This is a genomic window from Rathayibacter tanaceti (assembly GCF_001634385.1).
Classification (GTDB): domain Bacteria; phylum Actinomycetota; class Actinomycetes; order Actinomycetales; family Microbacteriaceae; genus Rathayibacter; species Rathayibacter tanaceti.
The window spans coordinates 1-20,049 of sequence record NZ_LIIN01000053.1 but is presented as its reverse complement, the minus strand read 5'-3'; the positions used below and the strand labels follow the sequence as shown (position 1 = coordinate 20,049).

Here is a 20,049-nt window from a genome sequence, read left to right as displayed (position 1 = left end):
CCGAGCCGGCCGAGCGCACCCCGCGTCGCCGCAACTCCCGCCGCGCCTCCAGCGGCACGGTCGCTGCAGGCGAGCACCTCAACGTCCCCGGCGGGTCCGGAGTCGACTCGCTGATCCCCGACCTCCCGGTGCTCGAGCAGGATCGCGACGCCGAGCCGGCCACGAAACCCGTGATCGACATCGAGCTGCCGAACGGCCCCGAGTCCGACGACTCCTCCCGCGAGAACGGCCAGCGTGAGCGCCGCGGCCGCCGCCGCAGTCGCGGAGGCAGCGCCGAGCAGAACGAGCAGGCCGAGTCCGCGCCCGCCGACAACGACGCGTCCTCCGACTCCGGCGACCAGCAGGAGCAGCAGAACGGCGACCAGCAGCAGAACGGCGACCAGCAGGGCACCGGCCGCGGACGCAATCGGCGCAACCGCAACCGCAACCGGGGGGACGACCGCCAGAACGACGCTCCTCAGAACGGTGCCGCGCAGAGCCAGCCGCAGAACGGTCAGGGCTCGCGCGCCGCGCAGAGCGAGGGCCAGCAGGTCCCGCAGCAGCAGGGCGGCACCGGCCCGCAGCAGAACGGCCAGCAGGCCGAGGGCGAGGACGGGCGCCGCAGCCGCTACCGCGACCGCAAGCGCCGCGGCGGAGCAGTGGGCGACGACATCGAGCCCGAGATCGGCGAGGACGACGTCCTCATCCCGGTCGCCGGCATCCTCGACGTCCTCGACAACTACGCGTTCGTGCGGACCACGGGCTACCTGCCCGGCGTGAGCGACGTGTACGTCTCGCTCGGCCAGGTCAAGAAGTACAACCTGCGCAAGGGCGACGCCGTCGTCGGCGCCATCCGCCAGCCCCGCGAGGGCGAGGGTGGCGGACGCCAGAAGTACAACGCGATCGTCCGGGTCGACTCGATCAACGGCCAGACCGTCGAGGAGGCCGCCGCACGCGTCGAGTTCCAGAAGCTCACGCCGCTCTACCCGACCGAGCGCCTGCGCCTCGAGACCGAGCCCGGCAAGCTGACCCAGAGGATCATCGACCTCGTCGCCCCGATCGGCAAGGGCCAGCGCGGCCTCATCGTCGCGCCGCCCAAGGCGGGCAAGACGATCGTCCTGCAGCAGATCGCCAATGCGATCGTGCAGAACAACCCCGAGGTCCACCTCATGGTCGTCCTCGTCGACGAGCGTCCGGAGGAGGTCACCGACATGCAGCGCACCGTGCGTGGCGAGGTCGTCGCCTCCACCTTCGACCGCCCGGCCGAGGACCACACCACGGTGGCCGAACTCGCGATCGAGCGCGCGAAGCGCCTGGTCGAACTGGGACACGACGTCGTCGTGCTGCTCGACTCGATCACCCGCCTCGGCCGCGCCTACAACGTGACGGCGCCCGCCTCGGGTCGCGTGCTCTCGGGCGGGGTCGACGCGTCGGCCCTCTACCCGCCGAAGAAGTTCTTCGGAGCGGCGCGCAACATCGAGAACGGCGGTTCGCTCACCATCCTCGCGACGGCACTCATCGAGACCGGCTCGAAGATGGACGAGGTGATCTTCGAGGAGTTCAAGGGCACCGGCAACATGGAGCTCCGCCTCTCCCGCCACCTTGCCGACAAGCGGATCTTCCCCGCGGTCGATGTGAACGCCTCCGGTACCCGCCGCGAGGAGATGCTGCTCAGCACCGACGAGGTCAAGATCACCTGGAAGCTTCGCCGCGCCCTCGCCGGGCTCGACCAGCAGCAGGCGCTCGAGATCATCCTGTCGCGCCTAAAGGAGACCTCCTCGAACGTCGAGTTCCTGATGCAGGTCTCGAAGTCGGCGGTCGGCCCGGCCGCCGCCGGCCACGGCAACGGCCACCACTAGCGCCCCGACGTCCGCGGTCGCCCCTCGAGCAGGGGCGGCCGCGGACGTTTTCGCGTCCCCGGGTGCCGCCGCTGCGTCCCCACCCCACTACTCCGGAAGCCAGGCCCCTCATGTTCGAATCCGTCAGCGTCCTCCTCGCCGAGCACGAGGACCTGCAGACGCAGCTCTCCGACCCGGCTCTGCACGCCGATGCCGCCCGGGCGAAAAAGGTCAACCGGCGCTATGCGGAGCTGAGCCAGATCAGGGCGGCGCACTCCGCGTGGCTCCAGGCCGGCGAGGACCTCGAGGCGGCACGCGAGCTCGCCCGGGAGGACGAGGCGTTCGCTGAGGAGGTCCCCGAGCTGGAGGAGTCGCTGCGCGTGGCGCAGGAGAGGCTGCGACGCCTCCTCATCCCGCGCGACCCGGACGACGGGCGCGACGTGATCATGGAGATCAAGGGCGGCGAGGGGGGAGCCGAGAGCGCGCTCTTCGCCGCCGACCTGCTCCGGATGTACCTGCACTACGCGGAGGCGAAGGGCTGGAAGACCGAGATCCTCGACCGCGACGAGTCCGACCTCGGCGGCTACAAGAACGTGCAGGTCGCGATCAAGAGCAACGCCTCCGATCCGTCGCAGGGCGTCTGGGCTCACCTGAAGTACGAGGGAGGCGTGCACCGCGTGCAGCGCGTCCCCGTCACGGAGTCGCAGGGCCGCATCCACACATCGACGACCGGCGTGCTGGTGTTCCCCGAGGTCGACGCGCCCGAGGAGGTCGCGATCAACCAGAACGACCTCAAGATCGACGTCTACCGCTCCTCGGGGCCCGGCGGTCAGTCGGTGAACACCACCGACTCCGCGGTGCGCATCACCCACCTTCCCACCGGCATCGTCGTCTCGATGCAGAACGAGAAGAGCCAGCTGCAGAACCGCGAGGCGGGCATGCGTGTGCTGCGCGCCCGCATCCTGGCGCGCCAGCAGGAGGAGATCGCCGCGGCGGCCTCGGACGCGCGCAAGACGCAGATCCGGACGATGGACCGCTCGGAGCGCATCCGCACCTACAACTTCCCCGAGAACCGGATCGCCGACCACCGCACGGGCTACAAGGCGTACAACCTCGACGGGGTGATGAACGGAGCGCTCGACCCGGTGGTCGAGAGCGCGATCCAGGCCGACGAAGAGGCGCGTCTGGCCGACATCGGCTCCGAGGGGGCATGAGCCTCGTGACCGCCGGCGTCGACGCCCGGGCTCTGCTCGCGGAGGCGGTCGGTCGTCTCGCCGCCGCGCACGTGCCGACCCCCGATGTGGACGCGGAGCTGCTGCTCGGCCACGTGCTCGGACTCGGCCGCGGGCAGCTCCAGGCACGCCTGATCACAGGGCTGGCCCTCGACGAGCGCGCGCAGGCGGCGCTCGAGAGCGCGATCGAGCGCCGGGCCGCCAGGGAGCCGCTCCAGCACATCACCGGCGTCGCACCGTTCCGCTCCCTTGAGCTGGCGGTGGGCCCCGGAGTGTTCGTGCCCCGCCCCGAGACCGAGGGCGTCGCGCAGATCGCGATCGACGCCCTGCGTGCCGTCGTCGATCCATCGCCCCTCGCCGTCGATCTGGGCACGGGGAGCGGAGCGCTCGCGCTGGCCCTGGCGCACGAGGTTCCGCACGCCCGGGTGATCGGCGTCGAGAACGCCCCGGAGGCGTTCATCTGGGCGCGCGGCAACCGCGAGCGTCTCGGGCTCGAGAACGCGCGCATTATCTTCGACGATCTGGCCCGGGCGCTGCCCGAGCTCGACGGCACCGTGTCGGTCGTCGTCTCCAACCCGCCGTACATCCCGGCGGCCGCGATCCCGCGCGATCCGGAGGTGCGCCTGTTCGACCCGCCGTCGGCGCTCTACGGCGGCGAGGATGGGCTCGACGTGGTCCGCTCGCTCTCGGTCACCGCGCTGCGCCTGCTCCGGCCAGGGGGAGTGCTCGTGATCGAGCACGGCGAGCTGCAGGGTGCCGCGATCCGCGCGCTGCTGACGGCTGACGGCTGGCGCGGCTCGACCACGCAGCGCGACCTCACCGGACGTGATCGGGCGACGGTAGCGGTGCGCTGAGGCGGCGGGTCCACGCGCGCTGCTCGCGTCGGCCGTGGTCCGGCAGCCGCGCTGGGCGGGGATGCTCGGAAGGCGAGCAGCGCCTCCGCAGGCGTGCTCGTCGGCTCCCTGCGGAGGTGCCCGAATCCACTGACGCGCACGGCCCGCGGAGTGACTCCGGGAGCCGCTCCGCGCTGACGAGCGCGAAGCCTGTCGCTCAGTCCTCAGCCGCGTACTTCGCCTCCGTGGACGCCTTCGCCGGTCGCCACCACGCCTCGTTCGCCCGGTACCAGTCGATCGTGGCCGCGAGACCTGCCTCGAAGTCGGTGTAGACCGGGCGCCAGCCGAGCTCGGTCCGCAGCCGCGAGGAGTCGATGGCGTAGCGGAGGTCGTGCCCCGGCCGGTCGGTGACGTGGTCGAAGTCGTCCTCGGCGCGGCCGAACGCGACGAGGATCCGCTGCACAACCTCGAGGTTGCTCCTCTCACCGTCGGCGCCGATCAGGTAGGTCTCGCCGATCTCGCCGCGGTCGATGATCGCCCAGACGCCGCTGTTGTGGTCGTCGACGTGGATCCAGTCGCGCACGTTCGCGCCCGCTCCGTAGAGCTGGGGCCGGATCCCGTCGATGGCCTGGGTGATCTGGCGCGGGATGAACTTCTCGACGTGCTGGTAGGGCCCGTAATTGTTCGAGCAGTTCGAGATCGTCGCGCGGATCCCGAACGAGCGCACCCAGGCGCGCACGAGCAGATCGCTGGCCGCCTTCGTCGACGAGTAGGGGCTCGACGGGTTGTAGGGGGTGCGCTCCGTGAACCGCGCCGGGTCCTCGAGCGCGAGGTCGCCATACACCTCGTCTGTCGAGATGTGGTGGTAGCGGACGTCGTGCGTGCGCACCGCCTGCAGCAGCGCGAAGGTGCCGACGATGTTCGTCTCGAGGAACGGCGTCGGGTCGTGCAGCGAGTTGTCGTTGTGCGACTCCGCCGCGAAGTGCACGACGAGGTCGGAGTCGGCCACGAGCCGGTCGACCAGCTCGGCATCGGCGACATCGCCCTCGACGAGCCGCACCCGGTCGGCCACGGGGGCGAGGGACTCGCGGTTGCCCGCGTAGGTGAGCTTGTCGAGAACAGTGATCCGCACGTCGGGACGCTCACGGAGGGTCAGGTGGACGAAGTTGCTGCCGATGAAGCCGGCACCGCCGGTGACGAGGATTCGCACGAGGGCTCCTGCGGGGGTCGGGGAGAAAGGGGTTCAGCGGCCGGCGGTCGCGCCCTCGAGGCGCAGCAGCCGCTGGAGGTAGGCGCCGTAGCCGCTCTTGACCAGCGGAGCTGCGAGCTCAGCCAGACGGGCGTCGTCGATCCAGGAGTTGCGCCAGGCGATCTCCTCGATGCAGCCGATCTTGAAGCCCTGGCGCTGCTCGATGACGCGTACGAACTCGGTCGCCTCGATCATCGAGTCGAACGTGCCCGTGTCGAGCCAGGCGGTGCCGCGGTCGAGGACCTGGACCTTGAGACGCCCGGCATCGAGGTAGCGTTCGTTGATCGTCGAGATCTCGAGCTCGCCGCGGGCCGAGGGGCGGATCGTCTTCGCGATGCCCACGACGTCGTTGTCGTAGAAGTAGAGTCCGGGCACGGCGTAGGTGCTCTTGGGGTGCTCCGGCTTCTCCTCGATCGAGACCGCCCGGAACCGCTCGTCGAACTCGACGACACCGTAGGCGCGGGGATCCGCGACCTGGTAGGCGAAGATTACGGCGCCCTCGATCGAGGTGTTCGTCGCGAGCGCCGTCCCGAGTGCCGTCCCGTGGAAGATGTTGTCGCCGAGCACCAGCGCGACGGACTCGTCGCCGATGAACTCCTCGCCGATGAGGAAGGCCTGGGCGAGGCCGTCGGGGGAGGGCTGGACGGCGTAGTCGATCCGCATTCCGAGGCTCGAGCCGTCGCCGAGCAGCGCGCGGAACTGATCGTTGTACTCCGGGGTGGTGATCACGAGGACCTCGTCGATCCCGGCCATCATCAGCGTGGACAGCGGGTAGTAGACCATCGGCTTGTCGTAGATCGGCATCAGCTGCTTCGAGATGCCCTTGGTGATGGGCCACAGTCGCGAACCGGAGCCGCCGGCGAGGACGATGCCCCTCATCGCGCGGCTCCCGACCGGACGGGGGCCGGGATCGTCTCCCGGCGAGCCGCGGAGCAGGAGGTCGGAGACTGCGCGGAGGGGATCACGGTCACGACTCTATCGGCCGGTCGCGGGCGGCTCCGCCGGGCCGGAAGCGCCCGCGGGGATGTGGCGGGGACTGACGCGTCGGCTCACTCCGGCATCGGCTCGGGCACTCGGGACGCCGAGTCGACGCCGCTCGCGGTCCCCGCCGAGGGCCCCTCGCGAGCGTTCGACGGCGCATCCACCATCGGGTGGTCGGCACGCGCCCAGTACGCCGTGGCCGACTCTGTTTCGCGCCTCCCACTCGGGGGTGGCGAACGGCCGGGATAGCTTCTCGGACGTCTGCGGCTCCGCCTGTCGCAACGGAGAGAGGTACCGTCCTGTGCACGACGTCATCGACCGCCGGCATCCGGCGTTCCGTCCGCACTGCGGCATGGGGGCCGCGGTTCGCGCCGAACGTCCGCGCGCGCGGCGTCCCGTCGCAGGGGCGTCGTCGTCGGCGTGCCCGCTGACCGGGGGAGGACTCCCGTGCTGACCATCGCGATCGTCGCGCTCGAGGCGTGGCACGCAGCACCCCTCGAGCGGGCTTGGCGCGAGCAGGGCCACCGCGTCGTCGTGGTCACGTCCGATCCGGACGGCTTCCCCGGAGCTGACGTGCGCCGCACCCTCCTCGGGCGAGTCGTCGCGCCCGCGGGCCGTCTCGGTGCCGCGTCCGTCGCACTCCCCGCCTTCACCCGCCGTGCGCGCCGGCTCCTCGAGCCCGAGCGCCCCGACATCGTCGTCACGTTCCCCGGCACGGCGCTCGAGCTGATCGGGCTCGCCCCGACGACGCTCCTCCTCGCCGACGGGGGGCGCAGCGAGGCGGTCGCCGAGCACCCCGACGCTCAGGCACGCCGTCGCGCCCCCTTCGCGTCGCGTTGCGACCAGGAGCTCCGCGGCACGGTCGTCGTGGTGCCGACCGCCCACCTCGCCTCGCCCTCCGCGTGGCACCTCACCGCGCCAGCGGTCATCGTCCCCGGCCTCCCCGAGCCCACCGCCGTCGCACCGACCGCGCCCGACGGCCCGCTGCGGCTGATGACGGTCGGTGCACCCGGATGGGACCAGGGCACCGACCGCCTCGACGTCGTCGCCCGCCTCGCGGGCACCGAGTACATCACGGTGGTGGACACGGGAGGAGAGGTCGACGACGACCTGGCGCCCGGTCTCCGCTTCGTCGGGGAGCAGGACCGGGACGGTCGGGCGGAAGTGCTGCGGCACTCCCACGCCTACGTCCACCTCGCGCGCACGACGAGCGGAGCCGCGGCGGGCCTCGAAGCGCTGGCCGGCGGCGTCCCCGTCCTCGCGACGGAGTCCAGCGTCCTCGCCGACTTCTGCGCCGCGGGCGCCGGCGCCGTCGTCCCGGACTTCGCTTCCCGGGAGGACTACGAGGACGCTCTCGGTCGTATCCGCCGCGAGTGGAACTCGATGTCGGCCCGTGCCCGCGAGCTCGCCCGTGAGCGGCCCTGGTCGGTCGTGGCGGACGAGGTCCTCGCCCTGGCGAAGGGCGGCGCGCGTGTCGCCTGAGCCCCGATCCACCGAGGACGCTCTGCCGGAGGATTCCGCGCCGGCGGGATCCCCGACCATCGCCCTGCCCAGCGCCGTCGCACTGCGTCTCGCCGCAGTGCTGGTGCAGTACACCCTGCGCGACCGCGGCATCCGCAGTCTCGTGATCAAGGGCGAGGGCCTGCACCGCCAGGGCATCCGCCCCCCGATGACCTCCGCCGATGTCGACCTCTGGGTCGACCCCGGCCACTTCGACGAGGCTCTCGTCGTGCTCGGATCGATGGGCTGGCGCCGCCGCGCCGAAGCCCTGAGCTGGACGCTGTTCGTCGACCACTCGATCACCCTGGTGCACCCCTCCTGGCCGTGCGATGTCGACGTGCACCGTTCGTTCCCCGGCGCCTTCGAGGAGGAGCGGCTGGTGTTCGAGCACCTCTGGGCGGCGCGGGTCGATCTGCCGCTCAGCGACGAGACCCTCGAGATCCCCGGTCCGGCCCACCACCTCGTCCTCCACGCTCTGCACCAGCTGCGCAGCGCTCGTTCGGCGTCCTCGGCGGGCATCCTCGCGGCACTGCGCGAGCACGGTGCGAGCCTGTCGCTCGAGGAGCGGGCGGCGATCCGCGACGCGGCCGTCGAGCTCGGCGCGCAGACACCGATGAACGAGCTGCTCGAGTCGTGGGGCGTCGCCGCCCCCGCCGAGGAGCGATACCGGCACGCCCAGGTCCTCTGGGATGTCCGGCGCCGCTCCGACCGACACACCTTCAACTGGCTGCACGCCGTCGCCTCCGCTCCGTGGCGGCTCAAGGGCGTCCTGCTGCTGCGGGCGGCGTTCCCCACCCGCGCCGATCTGGAGGCGAGCCATCCCGGCGCGAAGACGCGCGGCCGACGCCTCCGTCTCCGCCTCGAGAGGACGGTGCGCGCCGTGCGCGGGCTGCCCTCGGCGCTCTCGGGATTCCTCCGTGTCGCCCGGGTGGGCGGGCACGACGAGCCTGCTCCGGCGTCGTCGATCGACGTGGTCGTCGAGGCCACCGCTCCGCTGCGGCCGTCCGACGAGCCGACGGTCGTCCCCGAGCACGCCGAGTCGGTCGAGGAGCCGACGGTCGAGCAGGAGACGCCCCGTCCGGCCGTGCGCTTCGCCGTGGAGCGCACCGACGAGCAGGCGTACGTCCTCGACCTCTCGCGGCCCTGGTCGACTCCCGTCGCCCTCTCCCTCAGCGCCGACGCCGTGTTCCAGGCGGCGATCCTCGAGGGCCGTCCGCGCGACGAGGTCGTGACGCTCCTCGCGACGCGCTTCGAGGCCGATCCGGATCTGCTGCGCCACGACGTCGACCTCGTCCTCGACTCCCTCGAGCAGTACTTCACCGACGCCGAGCCGCTCGGGAGCGACGCGTGAACGCCGGGCACGCGAGCGGCGTGCGCGTTCTGCACGTCCTCGACACCTTCGAGGACGGCGGTGCCCAGCGCGTCGCCCTCTCGCTCGGAGCGTGGAGCCGTGAGCACGGCTGCACCGTCGCCTACTGGGGCCGGCCCGGTCCGCTCAGCGCGAGCGTCCCCGCGGGCTCGACGACCTTCGTCGTCCGCCGCCCCGAACAGGGTTTCGCCGCCGATCTGTTCAACCTCGCCCGAGCGGTCCGGCGCTTCCGCCCCGACGTCCTGCACGCGCACCAGCGTCGGGAGGCGCTGCTCGCGCTTCTGGTGGGAGCGGCTCTCGGCGTCCCGGTGGTCGAGCACGCGCACACGGAGCTCCCCTCGATCGACCGCCGAGCCCTGTCCTTCCGTTCCCGCCGCATCTTCGCCGTCTCGGCGTCGGTGGGGCGCATGGTCGTCGACGATTACGGGCGCTCGCCCGAGCGCGTCGTGGTGACGGGAAACGCCCCCGCCAACGTCTCCGGCACTCCCGCGAGCGAGTCCGCGCTCACCGAAGCGCCGGTCCGCATCCTCGGGATCGGCCGGCTCGCCGAGCAGAAGGACCCCGAGCGCTTCCTCGCCGCGGTCGAGTCGCTCGCCCGCTCGCGCGAGGTCACCGCGACCTGGCTCGGCGACGGTCCGATGCTGCCCGCGCTCCGGCAGCGGGCGCTCGAGGCTGGGGTCGCGGAGTTCAGCGGCCCGTCCGCCGACGTGACCTCCGCTCTCGATGCGGCGCACCTGCTCCTCTCCACATCCCGCTGGGAGGGAACGCCGCTGGTGATGCTTGAGGCGATGGCCCGTCGGCGTCCGGTCGTCGCGACCGATGTCGGCGGCGTCGGTGAATTGCTCGGCGGAGGCAAGGGCCTCCTCGTGCCCGCCGGCGCCACCGGCGACGAGATCGCGGCTGCCCTCGAGGCGGCCCTGGCCGAGCCGGACCGTCTGCTGGAGCACGCGGAGCGGGCGAAGACCTGGGTCGACGCGGTCGCCTCGCCCGACGCCGTCTTCGGCGCGGTCCTGCTCGCCTACCGCGAGCTCGGGGTACGGCGGTGACCGCGGACAGGCTCTCGGTGACCGTCATCGCACCGTGCTACAACGCGCTCGCGCAGCTCGACGCCTTCCTGGCCCGACTCGAGAGGACCCTCGTCCCCGGGGTCGACGTCGTCCTCATCGACGATGCCTCCGCCGACGGCACGGCCGATGTCCTCGAACGCTGGGCCGCCTCGCGCGACGATGCCCGCCTCCTGCGGGTGAGGGAGAACGGGGGAGTCGCGGCCGCCCGCAACCGCGCGCTGGCCGAGATCGACTCCGAGTTCGTCTGGTTCGTGGACGTCGACGACGAGTGGGACCCGCGGATCGTCTCCACACTCGCGACCGAGGCCGAGCGGTCAGCGGCCGACATCGTCGTCTGCCGGGCGCTCTACCGGACGCGCCAGGCCACCTCCGGGCGTGTGATCGACGGTCTCGACCGCCGCGAGCTCGTCTCGTCCGAGCGGGCGCTCGAGCGGATGGCCGCGGGGGAGCTGCACGGCTTCCTCTGGAACAAGCTCTTCCGTCGCCGGATCCTGCAGAACGAGCTGTTCCCGCGGCTCACCTCGCAGTCCGACTTCGTCGGGGTGCTGCGCGCGGTGCAGGAGGCGGAGCGGGTCCTGTTCATCCCGGACATCCTCTACTCCTACGTCTACACCGCCTCCTCCATCACCCGGCGGCGCGATCCGAATCTGGGCAACCTCCTGGTGTGCGCCGAGGCGATGCGCGCGGCGCTCGAGCGGACGTTCGACGAGGTACCGGTCGCTCTCTCCGACTGGTTCACCACCTGGTTCTACGCCGTGCCGGTCGCCCTCACGCCGATCCGGCAGAACGCCGATCCCGCCCTGGTCCGCACCGGTATCGGCTTGGGCTCGGCCGCGCTGAAGGACGTGCACGTGCTGCGCTCGGCGCGGCGCCCGCGCATGCTGGTACTCGCGCTCGTGCTCAAGCACGTCCCGGCCGCGTTCGCGCTGATCAGCCGCGTCCTCTACTCCGTGCACGACACCCACCGCCGCCTCTCCGACCGAAGGAGCACCCCCCGATGAACGGCGTGACCGTCTGCATCACCGCCCGGAACGCGGAGGGCACGATCGCCGGCTCCGTCCGGAGCGCACTCCGCGCTCTCCCGCCGTCGGGACGCGTGCTCGTCCGCGACGACGGGAGCACCGACGGAACAGCGGCCGCGGTGGCGCGCATCGGCGACCGCCGGCTGCGGATCCTCGACGACGCGTCACCGCAGGGCATCCCCGCGTCGCGCAACGCCCTGCTGGAGCAGGTCGAGACGCCGTTCGTGGCGATCCTCGACGGTGACGACCGGGCGTTCCCGTGGCGCTTCAGCCGCCAGGCGAGGCTTCTCGCAGGAGGCGCCGATCTGGCCTTCTCGACGGTCATCGTGCGCAAGCCCCCGATCCCGCTCCTCAAGCCGCAGCTGCTCCCGTTCCTCTCGAGCGAGGGCATCGCGCTCGCGCTCCTGCTCGAGAATCCGCTGATGCACCCGACTCTGACGGGCCGCACGAGCGTGATGAGGGCTCTCGACGGCTACCGCTCGGTGGCGGCGGAGGACTTCGACCTCTACCTCCGCGCGAGCCTCGAGGGACACCGGCTGGTGCGCGACACCGTGCCGACCGTCCTCTACCTGCGCCATGCGCACCAGACGACGATCGATCCCGACTGGATCCGCTCCAAGACCGCCAGCACGCTCGTCGAGGAGGCGTTTGACGACCTCGGCCGTCGGCTCCTCGGCTTCGCGCCCGGCTGGTTCTCGTGGCGTCGCGCCGGCTTCCCCCGCGGCGGTGCTCCGGAGGGCCTCGAGACCGAGCTGCGAGCTCTGCTCGACGCGGCCGCCGGACTCCGCCCGAGCGAGCAGCGGCACCTCGCCGGCCTCGTCTCGTTCTTCCGGGGGAAGGCGGCGGCATGACCTCCTACATCACCGGCCGCATCGAGCGGATGCCCGCCAGCATCACCTCGCTCGAGGAGGCACGCAGGCCGTCCTCGATCTCGCCACGAGCGGGCGGGACGAGCTCGTGGTCACCCCCAACACCGATCACTTCGTGCGCTGGAAGCAGTCCGGCGAGTTCCGCCGCTACTACGGACGCGCCTCCCTCGTCGTGCTCGACGGCACCCCCCTGGTCTGGATCGCGCGCTGGTACGGCCACCGCACGGCGAGCCGCGTGACGGGAATCGACCTGTTCACCGAGGTCTGCCGACGCGCCGCCCTCGAGGATCTTCCCGTGGCGATCGTCGGCGGTCGGCCCGGTGTCGCCGATCGCGCCGCCGCCGAGTTGATGCGCCGCTTCCCCGGACTCCGGGTGCCGATCTCGGTCGCACCCGAACCCGCGGACCTCGCCGACGACCAGTACCTCGCCTCGCTCTCGTCGACGCTGCGCGAGGCCGATGTCCGGATCGTCGCGCTCTGCCTGGGATCGCCCAAGCAGGAAGAGGTGCGCGAGCGCCTCCTCACGGTCGGCGGCACAGGCGCCGTCTGCCTGGGCGTCGGCGCCGCCGTCGACTTCCTCGCCGGCGAGGTGTCGCGAGCGCCCCTGTTCCTCCAGCGCCTCGGACTCGAGTGGGTCCACCGCCTCACCCGCGAGCCCGGGCGCCTCTGGCGCCGCTACCTCGTGGATGCCGTCCATGTCCTGCCGAGTGTCGTCGCGGCACTGCGGCACCGGGTGCGCCATGCCTCCCGCTGAGTCGCCCGGGGCTTCCGAGCGCCCGCTCGTGCTCGTGTGGAAGCGTGCCTGGCTCCAAGACTCCGAGACCTTCGTCCGTAACCAGATGCGCGGACTGCACCGCTGGCGCGCTCTCGGGGCGGGCCTCGAGCACACCGGCTCCGGGGTCCTGCGCGAGGAGAGCGACCGAGTGCTCTACGACCCGATCTCGTCCTGGCAGCGCCGGGCCCTGCTGCTGCGCTGGTTCGGAGTCTCGCGCGGCCTCGACGCCCTGATCGCCGAGCAGCGGCCCGAGCTGATCCACGCGCACTTCCTCACCGATGCCGCCTACATCGCCCGCTACGCGCGGCGGCGGCGCATCCCGCTGGTGGTCACCGGCCACGGCTACGACGTGACCAGCTGGCCGCGTGCGACCGGTGCTCCGCGGTCGCTGCGCCCCCTCGCGCGCCTGCAGCGTGCGCTCACGGCGCGCGCCGTCTTCCGTCACGCTTATGCGGTCGTCGGAGTCTCGCGCTTCATCGCCGACGGTCTCGTCCGGCTCGGCGCCGACCCCAATCGCACCGAGGTCCGCTACATCGGCATCCCGACAGTGGCGGACGCGCCCTCCCAAGACGCTTCCCGCGAAGGCGTCGTCTTCGTCGGGCGGCTCTCGGACAAGAAGGGGGTCGCCGATCTGCTCGACGCGATGGCCGCGCTACCGCTGCCGCTGCGCGACGTCCCGCTGACGATCGTCGGCGACGGCCATCTCCGTGCGGCTCTCGGCGAGCAGGCGGCGCGGCTGGGCCTTACCCGAGCGACGTTCGTCGGCTCCCGCCCGCCCGCCGAGGTGGCCGAGATCCTCCGGACCGCCGCGGTGTTCTGCGCCCCGTCGCTGACCGCGTCGAACGGGGACGCAGAGGGCTTCGGGATGGTGTTCCTCGAGGCGGCACTCGCCGGTGCTCCGGTAGTCTCCTATGCTCACGGCGGCGTCCCGGAGGCGGTCGAGGACGGAGTCACCGGAATGCTCGTTCCCGAGGCCGACGTCACCGCCCTCTCGACGGCTCTCGCCGCACTGCTGGGCGACCCGGCCCGTGCGGAGACCATGGGACGGGCGGGCCGGGAGCGGGTCCTCGCCTCCTTCGACCTCTCCGATCGCATCCGCGATCTGGAGGACCTCTACGACCGCGCAGCCGGTCGCGCACGATCGACGACGACGAACGGAGAGCGACGATGAACGGCGCGAGGCACACGATGGAGCACCGTCAGCGTCCCGGTGCGGGGCGCACGACGACCACGGCTCAGCGCGGCCGCCCGGTGTCGTCCGGACAGGCGCTCGGCGGGCGTCTCGGGCGCCTGGCGACCGGCCCGGACGCGGTCTCGGCCGCCGTGCTCGAGAAGCGCGACGACAAGCGGCGCCGGATCCACTTCGCGATCGTTCTGCTGGTCACCTTCATCATGACCTCGGGGGGCAAGATCGTCGACCTCTTCCTGGCAGGTCGCGCCGCCTCCGACGGCTACTCCACCGGCGCCGTGAACCCGAGCAACCTCGGCGCGACGGTCGACGCGGTGGCTCCGGCTCTGTTCCTCGTGGGCGTCGCCGTCATCTTCTTCCTCAACCTCGGCCGCAAGCGCGCAAACCTGATCGGGCTCGCGGGTGCAGCCGTCTACCTCGTCACCGCCCAGGTGACCAACACGCTGGCCGTGGGCGGCGTGAATCCGACGCCGAAGTACTGGGTGATCATCGCCCTCGTCCTCGCGCTGTGGTCGATCGCCCCGCGCTGGGACGACCTGCGGGTCATCGGCATCGCGATCGTCCTGATCGGTCTTGCGAGCCTCCTGACCGGTCTGACGGACCAGGGCTGGATGCGTGAGGACGCTCTCCTCGCGGGGGAGACGAAGGCCCTCATCGGGACGCGCCTGCTCGCCGGGATCTTCCCGCAGATGAATGTCCTCGGGATGACGATGGCCCTGGGCCTGCCGTTCGTCCTGCTCCTGCGCCGACGGGCCGCCCGGTACGCCGGTCTGGCGATCGTCCTGGCCAACCTTGTGCTGAGCGCCTCGCGCACCTCGCTGATCGCGGCCGGCATCACGATCCTCGTCGCGGTGGTCCTGCGCCTCATCCGTCACGAGCGCACTCGCCGTGCGGTGGCGATCAGCGCGGTGACGCTCACGGCGACGGCGATGGTGCTCCTGCCCATCCTCGTGAACGACCGCTCGGCCCTCACCAGCCGCGGCGCGATCTGGATGTCCTCGATGAGCGTGATCCCCGATCACTTCCTCGTCGGCCTCTCGACCAACGCCTTCACCAAGGAGGGCATCATGCCCCGGCTGATCGGGCACACGCCCTGGCACGGGCACAACCTCTTCGTCTCGACGATGGTGTGGGGCGGGATCATCCTCATCGCCGCTCTGCTGGTGTTCCTCGTCAGTGTCCTCGTCCGCTCGCTGACCTACTTCGACCGCTCCATGGTCAGCTATCTGTTCGTGCTGACGCTGCTGGCCTGCTCGCTCGCCGAGATGCCGCTGCGCATCGACGACTTCGACGGAGTGTCGTGGCTGACCTGGGTCGCCGTGCTCGCGGTGATGATGGTGCCCGGCCCGCCCGCACCCGCGGAGCAGGTCTGGCGCCGCCGCCCCGTGCTCACCGAGGATGCCTCCTCCACGAGCGGACCGCGCGCGTTCAGCGCTCGGGGAGCCCGGTGAGCCTGCGCCGGACCACCGTTGATGCGACGACCTGGACGGCGATCTCCTTCGCCGTCGCGCTCGCGGTGCAGCTCGGGCAGTTCGCGCTGCTCGCGCGGCTGCTCGATGCGTCGCAGATGGGCCTCATCGCGATCGTCGGCCTGCTCAACGCGTTCGTCGACATCTTCCTCGGCATGGGAGTCGCGCAGGCGATCATCCAGCGGCGTCGGGCGACCAGCTTCGAGCTCTCGTCGGTCTTCTGGCTGAACCTGAGCGTCGGCGTCCTCGTCACGGCGGTCGTCTTCCTCGCGGCGGGACCGATCGCCGTGCTGCTCGGTTCCGCTGCCGCCGCTCCCGTCCTCGCCGTGGCCTCGCTGGTCTTCGTGGGCAGCGCCGCCGGCCAGGTGCCGCGGGCCGTGCTCGAGAAGGGCATCCGCTTCCGCGCGGTCGCCATCTCCGAGACCGTCTCGATCGCCGGCGGCTTCGCCGTGACCGTCGCTCTCGCCTTCGCGGGAGCGGGAGCCGTCTCGTACGCCTGGGGCCTCGTCGCGACCGCGCTGCTGCGCTCCGCGCTCGCCTTCGTGCAGGCACGTCGGTGGTTCCGTCTCCGCTGGCGCTTCCGGCCGCGTGAGACAGGGCGCTTCCTCTCGTTCGGCGTCTTCCAGACCCTCGATGGAGTCGTGAACTATCTGGGTTCCAACGCGAGCTCCCTCGCCATCGGCCGTCTGCTCGGCCCGGCCCAGCTCGGCGGCTACACGCTCGCCTACAATCTGGCCGTCAACCTCCCCGCCCGCGTCAACCCGATCGTGACCCGGGTGATGTTCCCGGTCTTCTCGTCCATCCAGCACGACCGGGACCGGGTCGCCAAGAACTACCTCAGCGTCACGGCGGTGCTCGGTATGGCGAGCATCCCGCCCCTCGTCTTCGTCGCCCTGCGCTCCGAGGAGGTCGTCCGCGTGTTCTACGGGCCGGACTGGGGCTGGATCGCCGGGATGACCACGGCGCTGACCTTCGTCGGCGCGGTGCGCGCCATCGGCAATCCCGTCGGCTTCGTGCTGATGGCGATGAACCGTGTCCGCTTCGGCCTGGTCGTGAACGTCCTCAAGACGGCCGTCACCATCCCGATGATCGTCGGCGGCGGCGTGCTCTTCGGGCTCGACGGCCTCATCGGCGGTCTGCTGCTCTCCAGCGTCCTGGGATTCGTGGTCACCTACGTCGTCCTCCGGGTCATCCTCGGCATCCGCATCTCGGCCTTCCTGCGCGCCTGCAGCGGTGGACCACTCCTCGCGCTGCCCATGGCGGTCCTCCTGATGGCGCTGTCGGCCTTGCCCGAGGGCTCCTTCCTCCGGCTGTTCCCGGTCGAGATCGTGCTCGCCGGTCTCGTGCTGGGGGCGACCGCGCTCCTGGCTCCGGGCCGCGATCTCGCTGAGGCCCGCTCGCTCGTGCTGTCGCGGCTCCCGCAGCGCTTCCGTCCGGGCCGGGCGACGCCGCCCGAGGTGGCTGTCGTCCTCGCCGCGGAGGAGCGCTTCGACGGCACCGGGGGAGCAGTCGCGACATGGGTGCGCGAGACCGTCTCGCGCTCGCAGCTGCGGATCACTGTGCACGCCCCCTGGTCGGCTCCGGCCGAGGGCGTTGACGTCCGCCACCACCGCGTGTACGGCGCGGTCTACTCCGTCCAGCGCAGGGTCGCCCTCGTGCTCGCCCGGCGCCGCGATGGCGACCCGGCGGCCGAGCTGCGCCGCCTTTCGCTCGGTGGACGGCCGTGGCTGCTCTGTCTGGCGCCGTCGCTGCGTCGGGTGCCGACCGTCTGGATCCACAACCGGCCGCGCTACGCCGCCAGGTTGCGCCAGCTGGGCTATCGGGGTCGCATCGTCGCCCACATGCACAACGACCTGCTCGACCATCTCCCTCATGCTCTCGAGGAGGCGCGTCCCTACCTCGACGCCGTCGACGAGTGGTTCTTCTGCAGCGAGTTCCTGCGTCGTCGGGCGGTCGATCTGTACCGCCTCGAGGCGACGGCGGTCCTGTACAACGGAGTCGTCCCGGCCCCGCAGAGCGAGCGGTCCCCGCTCGCCGTTCCTGTCGAGGCCGTCTTCGCCGGCCGCCTCGTGCCCGAGAAGGGCGCTCGCGAGGCGGTGGAGATCGTCCAGCGAGTGCAGGCCGAGCAGGGCGTCGATCTCCGACTGGTGATCGCGGGAGCGGCCGGCCTCGGTGCCGACGCGACGCCGACCCCCTACGTCCGCGCCCTCGACGAGGCGATCGCAGCGCAGCCGGCGGCGGCCCGGCGCCTGCCGTTCCTCCCGCACGAGAGACTGCTGGACCTGTTCGCGTCCTCCGCCTTCCTCCTGTACCCGTGCCGGTGGGACGAGCCGTTCGGAATGGTCGTGGTGGAGGCGCTCTCGCGCGGGCTGCCCGTCGTCACCGTCGAGCGGGGCGGGCTCCCCGAGATCCTGCGCACCGGCGACGGTGTCGTGGACGGCTCGATCCTCGTGCGGGCCGGGTCCGAGGAGGAGGTCGCGGCGGCGATGGTCGCCGCTGTGCCGGCCCTCCTGGAGTCCCTCCGCGATCCGGAGCGCCGGGCGCAGATCGCCGAGGCCTCCCGTCGGCGGTCGGCGGAGTTCGGCTGGCCGGGCATCGCCCGTCGCGCCGACCAGCTGCTCGGCGGCGCGCAGCCTCAGCACTGACCAGGAGCGTCAGCCCGCACGCGCCTGACCAGGAGCGTCAGCCCGCACGCGCCGCTCGCCGCACGGACGCGTGTCGTGACGAGTACTCGATGGCTCCCAGTCGGAACTGACGGGGTGCTCAGCGGCGCTCGGCATGCCCTGAGGGGCTCCGCCGGGCCGCTCGGCTGCGTCCTCCGTATCGCGCCACCACGCCGTCTCTCGGCGACTCCACCGCAGTTGTCGAGTTATGCTCGCGCCTCGTGTCACTTACCCGACTTTTCTTCATTGACTACGCCCCCCGTCCGAGCGCCCTGACGCTTCGGACCTCGCTCGATCGGATCCGGTCCGGCGACCCCTCGCTTCCCGCCCGTGCGCGCGCGCACGCACGGCAGGCGCCGCTCGCCGGACACCCGGACACGGCGGCCGGAAATGCCTCTGCGACGAGCGTCGCCGCATATCTGCCCTCCCCGGCAGTGGTGGGTGCACCGTCCAGATCCTCGCGACGTTTCGCGACACTCTCTCGACTCCCTGTCCCCGGGTCGCGGGGCGCCACCCGCCTCTCCGAGGGGGTGCGGTGATGGGTCGGCACGCTGAGGCACTCACCACCCCTGTCCGCACCGCGAGTCCCGCTCCGGCTCGGACAACCCCGACGACCCGCTCGGGAGGACAAGCCTCCTCCCGGCCGATCGCCACAGCCCCCCGGCAGCGCCCTGGCGGCCGGCCCGGACGCGGGAGGGCCGGCCGGCCCGGTCGCACCGAGGTCGTCGACGAGGCGCAGAAGCGGCACGAGCGGACCCTGCTGCTGTTCCTCACGGTGCTGCTGGCGCTGAGTGTCGTGCAGTTCTACACGGTCGGTCCGGTCACGGCGCCCGTCGGCTGGAGCCTCCTGTTCCTCCCGTACCTCGTGACGCGGATGCGCGGCACCCACGTCGACCGCTTCGTCGTCCTGGCCCTGCTCATCTTCGGCGCCACCCTCTTCGCCGTCTCCTACTCCCGCACGCCCTCGGTGGGACTGCGCGAGCTCGTCTCGACCATCTCGTTCCTCTCGCCCTATCTGGCCGTCCGGCAGCTCGGTCCGAGCGCCTGGAGGGTCGTCGGCAGGGCGCTTGTCTGGTCCGCTCCGGTCTTCCTCCTCCAGGTCGTCCTGACGATCGTCTTCCAGGTGGACCCCGTGCAGGAGGCGGCCTATCTCCGCTGGCCGAACGCCGTCCTGTTCTCGGACATCTACGTGCGCGACATCTTCACCACGTCGTTCAACAACGTGCTCCAGGAGAAGTCGGGCGGATTCTTCCTCAACGGCAACATCGCGTCGATGTACATGGCGACCACGGCGGCGCTCTACTTCGCCGCCTGGCGGAAGCAGCGCGGCAAGGTGCTCTTCCTCACGGCCGTCGCCGGACTCGCCGGATCCCTCTTCACCCTGTCCAAGACAGCGATCGTCCTGGCGATCGTGCTGCCCGTCGTGGTCGCGGCCATCCGGGGCCTCAAGGGCAGAAGCCTGGGTCCTGTGGCCTGGATGATCGCCATCCCCTCGAGCATCGCGGCCATCTACAGCGTGGCGGTCTTCTTCCCCCAGCTCGCGAACGCGGGTCTGCTGACCCTCGGCGCGCGTGGCGACTTCATGCGCCTCGCGGCCAGCGCCTTCCCGGAGCACTGGCTCCTCGGTCTCGGCTACGGCGGCTGGGAGGACCTGTGGCTGGCGCGGGCGTCCGAGTTCACACAGCACAGCGAGCCCCGACCACCCCACAACCTGCTGATCAGTGCGTGGTCGAACGGTGGTCTCCTGATCGCTCTGCCCGTCCTGGCGTTCCTCCTCGCCGCGACCGTCGGAGTCCTGCGCCTGCTGCTGCGGGTCGCCAAGACCGAGGCCGTCCTGGTCGGGGCGCTGGCGGTGGGGATCCTCTGGACCTTCCTACACGGCATGGCGGACAACACCAACTGGTTCGGCGACCAGCACTCCCTCGCCGCGCTCGCGATCACCGTCGCTCTCGTGTCGGGGATGCTGGCGGAGCAGAGGGACGTGCCGGTGGCACGGGTCGTCACGCCGCCGCGC

At 71.6% G+C, this 20,049-nt stretch carries 15 protein-coding genes; 13 read left to right on the top strand and 2 right to left on the bottom strand.

Annotation, left to right across the window (positions count from 1 at the left end):
• The 3 genes from rho to prmC all read left to right on the top strand — a co-directional run.
• The coding region (rho, locus tag ACH61_RS08210; RefSeq protein WP_068210903.1) for a transcription termination factor Rho at positions 1-1,838 on the top strand (1,838 nt) is incomplete at its 5' end.
• 110 nt (positions 1,839-1,948) lie between these two features.
• A complete protein-coding gene (prfA, locus tag ACH61_RS08205) occupies positions 1,949-3,031 on the top strand; it encodes a peptide chain release factor 1 (protein WP_068210900.1) in 1,083 nt (360 codons plus the stop codon).
• Positions 3,028-3,903, top strand: a complete 876-nt coding sequence (gene prmC / locus ACH61_RS08200) for a peptide chain release factor N(5)-glutamine methyltransferase (protein WP_068210887.1) — start codon at positions 3,028-3,030, stop codon at positions 3,901-3,903. The genes prfA and prmC overlap by 4 nt, the downstream gene beginning before the upstream one ends.
• A 196-nt stretch (positions 3,904-4,099) precedes the next feature.
• On the opposite strand, the gene rfbB is transcribed toward prmC, so the two are convergent.
• Both rfbB and rfbA read right to left on the bottom strand, forming a co-directional pair.
• The gene (rfbB, locus tag ACH61_RS08195; RefSeq protein WP_068210884.1) at positions 4,100-5,092 is read right to left on the bottom strand and encodes a dTDP-glucose 4,6-dehydratase; all 993 of its coding nucleotides are present in this window, start codon (positions 5,090-5,092) and stop codon (positions 4,100-4,102) included.
• Between the two features lie 33 nt (positions 5,093-5,125).
• The gene (rfbA, locus tag ACH61_RS08190) at positions 5,126-6,010 is read right to left on the bottom strand and encodes a glucose-1-phosphate thymidylyltransferase RfbA (protein ID WP_068210881.1); all 885 of its coding nucleotides are present in this window, start codon (positions 6,008-6,010) and stop codon (positions 5,126-5,128) included.
• Between the two features lie 549 nt (positions 6,011-6,559).
• Here rfbA and ACH61_RS08185 point away from each other — a divergent pair.
• From ACH61_RS08185 to ACH61_RS08140, 10 genes are all read left to right on the top strand, one after another.
• On the top strand, positions 6,560-7,594 hold the full coding sequence (locus tag ACH61_RS08185; protein WP_068210878.1) for a glycosyltransferase: 1,035 nt from the start codon (positions 6,560-6,562) through the stop codon (positions 7,592-7,594).
• Positions 7,584-8,963 carry a nucleotidyltransferase family protein gene (locus ACH61_RS08180; RefSeq protein ID WP_068210875.1) on the top strand — a complete coding sequence of 460 codons (1,380 nt, stop codon included), beginning with the start codon at positions 7,584-7,586 and terminating at the stop codon, positions 8,961-8,963. Before ACH61_RS08185 ends, ACH61_RS08180 begins: the two co-directional genes overlap by 11 nt.
• Complete coding sequence (locus ACH61_RS16840; protein WP_068210872.1) at positions 8,960-10,027, top strand: glycosyltransferase; 1,068 nt, start codon at positions 8,960-8,962, stop codon at positions 10,025-10,027. The genes ACH61_RS08180 and ACH61_RS16840 overlap by 4 nt, the downstream gene beginning before the upstream one ends.
• A complete protein-coding gene (locus ACH61_RS08170) occupies positions 10,024-11,049 on the top strand; it encodes a glycosyltransferase family 2 protein (RefSeq protein WP_068210869.1) in 1,026 nt (341 codons plus the stop codon). Before ACH61_RS16840 ends, ACH61_RS08170 begins: the two co-directional genes overlap by 4 nt.
• A complete protein-coding gene (locus ACH61_RS08165) occupies positions 11,046-11,921 on the top strand; it encodes a glycosyltransferase family 2 protein (RefSeq protein ID WP_068210866.1) in 876 nt (291 codons plus the stop codon). The genes ACH61_RS08170 and ACH61_RS08165 overlap by 4 nt, the downstream gene beginning before the upstream one ends.
• Positions 11,922-12,027: 106 nt before the next feature.
• Positions 12,028-12,693, top strand: coding sequence for a WecB/TagA/CpsF family glycosyltransferase (locus ACH61_RS17355; RefSeq protein ID WP_068210863.1), 666 nt, complete (start codon positions 12,028-12,030; stop codon positions 12,691-12,693).
• A 28-nt stretch (positions 12,694-12,721) separates the two neighbouring features.
• Positions 12,722-13,885, top strand: a complete 1,164-nt coding sequence (locus ACH61_RS08155; protein ID WP_158286058.1) for a glycosyltransferase — start codon at positions 12,722-12,724, stop codon at positions 13,883-13,885.
• Complete coding sequence (locus ACH61_RS17350) at positions 13,882-15,354, top strand: O-antigen ligase family protein (RefSeq protein WP_068210857.1); 1,473 nt, start codon at positions 13,882-13,884, stop codon at positions 15,352-15,354. The genes ACH61_RS08155 and ACH61_RS17350 overlap by 4 nt, the downstream gene beginning before the upstream one ends.
• Positions 15,351-18,017, top strand: a complete 2,667-nt coding sequence (locus tag ACH61_RS08145; RefSeq protein WP_068210853.1) for an MOP flippase family protein — start codon at positions 15,351-15,353, stop codon at positions 18,015-18,017. The genes ACH61_RS17350 and ACH61_RS08145 overlap by 4 nt, the downstream gene beginning before the upstream one ends.
• A gap of 553 nt (positions 18,018-18,570) precedes the next feature.
• Positions 18,571-20,049 (top strand): O-antigen ligase family protein (locus ACH61_RS08140; RefSeq protein WP_153038821.1); only part of this gene is annotated, 1,479 nt, incomplete at its 3' end.

What these genes read in the sequence shown, in the direction of transcription:
- rfbA (WP_068210881.1), bottom strand. Translation starts at nt 6,010, where the DNA reads ATGAGGGGCATCGTCCTCGCCGGCGGCTCCGGTTCGCGACTGTGGCCC.
- ACH61_RS08165 (WP_068210866.1), top strand. Translation starts at nt 11,046, where the DNA reads ATGAACGGCGTGACCGTCTGCATCACCGCCCGGAACGCGGAGGGCACG.
- ACH61_RS17350 (WP_068210857.1), top strand. Translation starts at nt 13,882, where the DNA reads ATGAACGGCGCGAGGCACACGATGGAGCACCGTCAGCGTCCCGGTGCG.
- prmC (WP_068210887.1), top strand. Translation starts at nt 3,028, where the DNA reads ATGAGCCTCGTGACCGCCGGCGTCGACGCCCGGGCTCTGCTCGCGGAG.
- prfA (WP_068210900.1), top strand. Translation starts at nt 1,949, where the DNA reads ATGTTCGAATCCGTCAGCGTCCTCCTCGCCGAGCACGAGGACCTGCAG.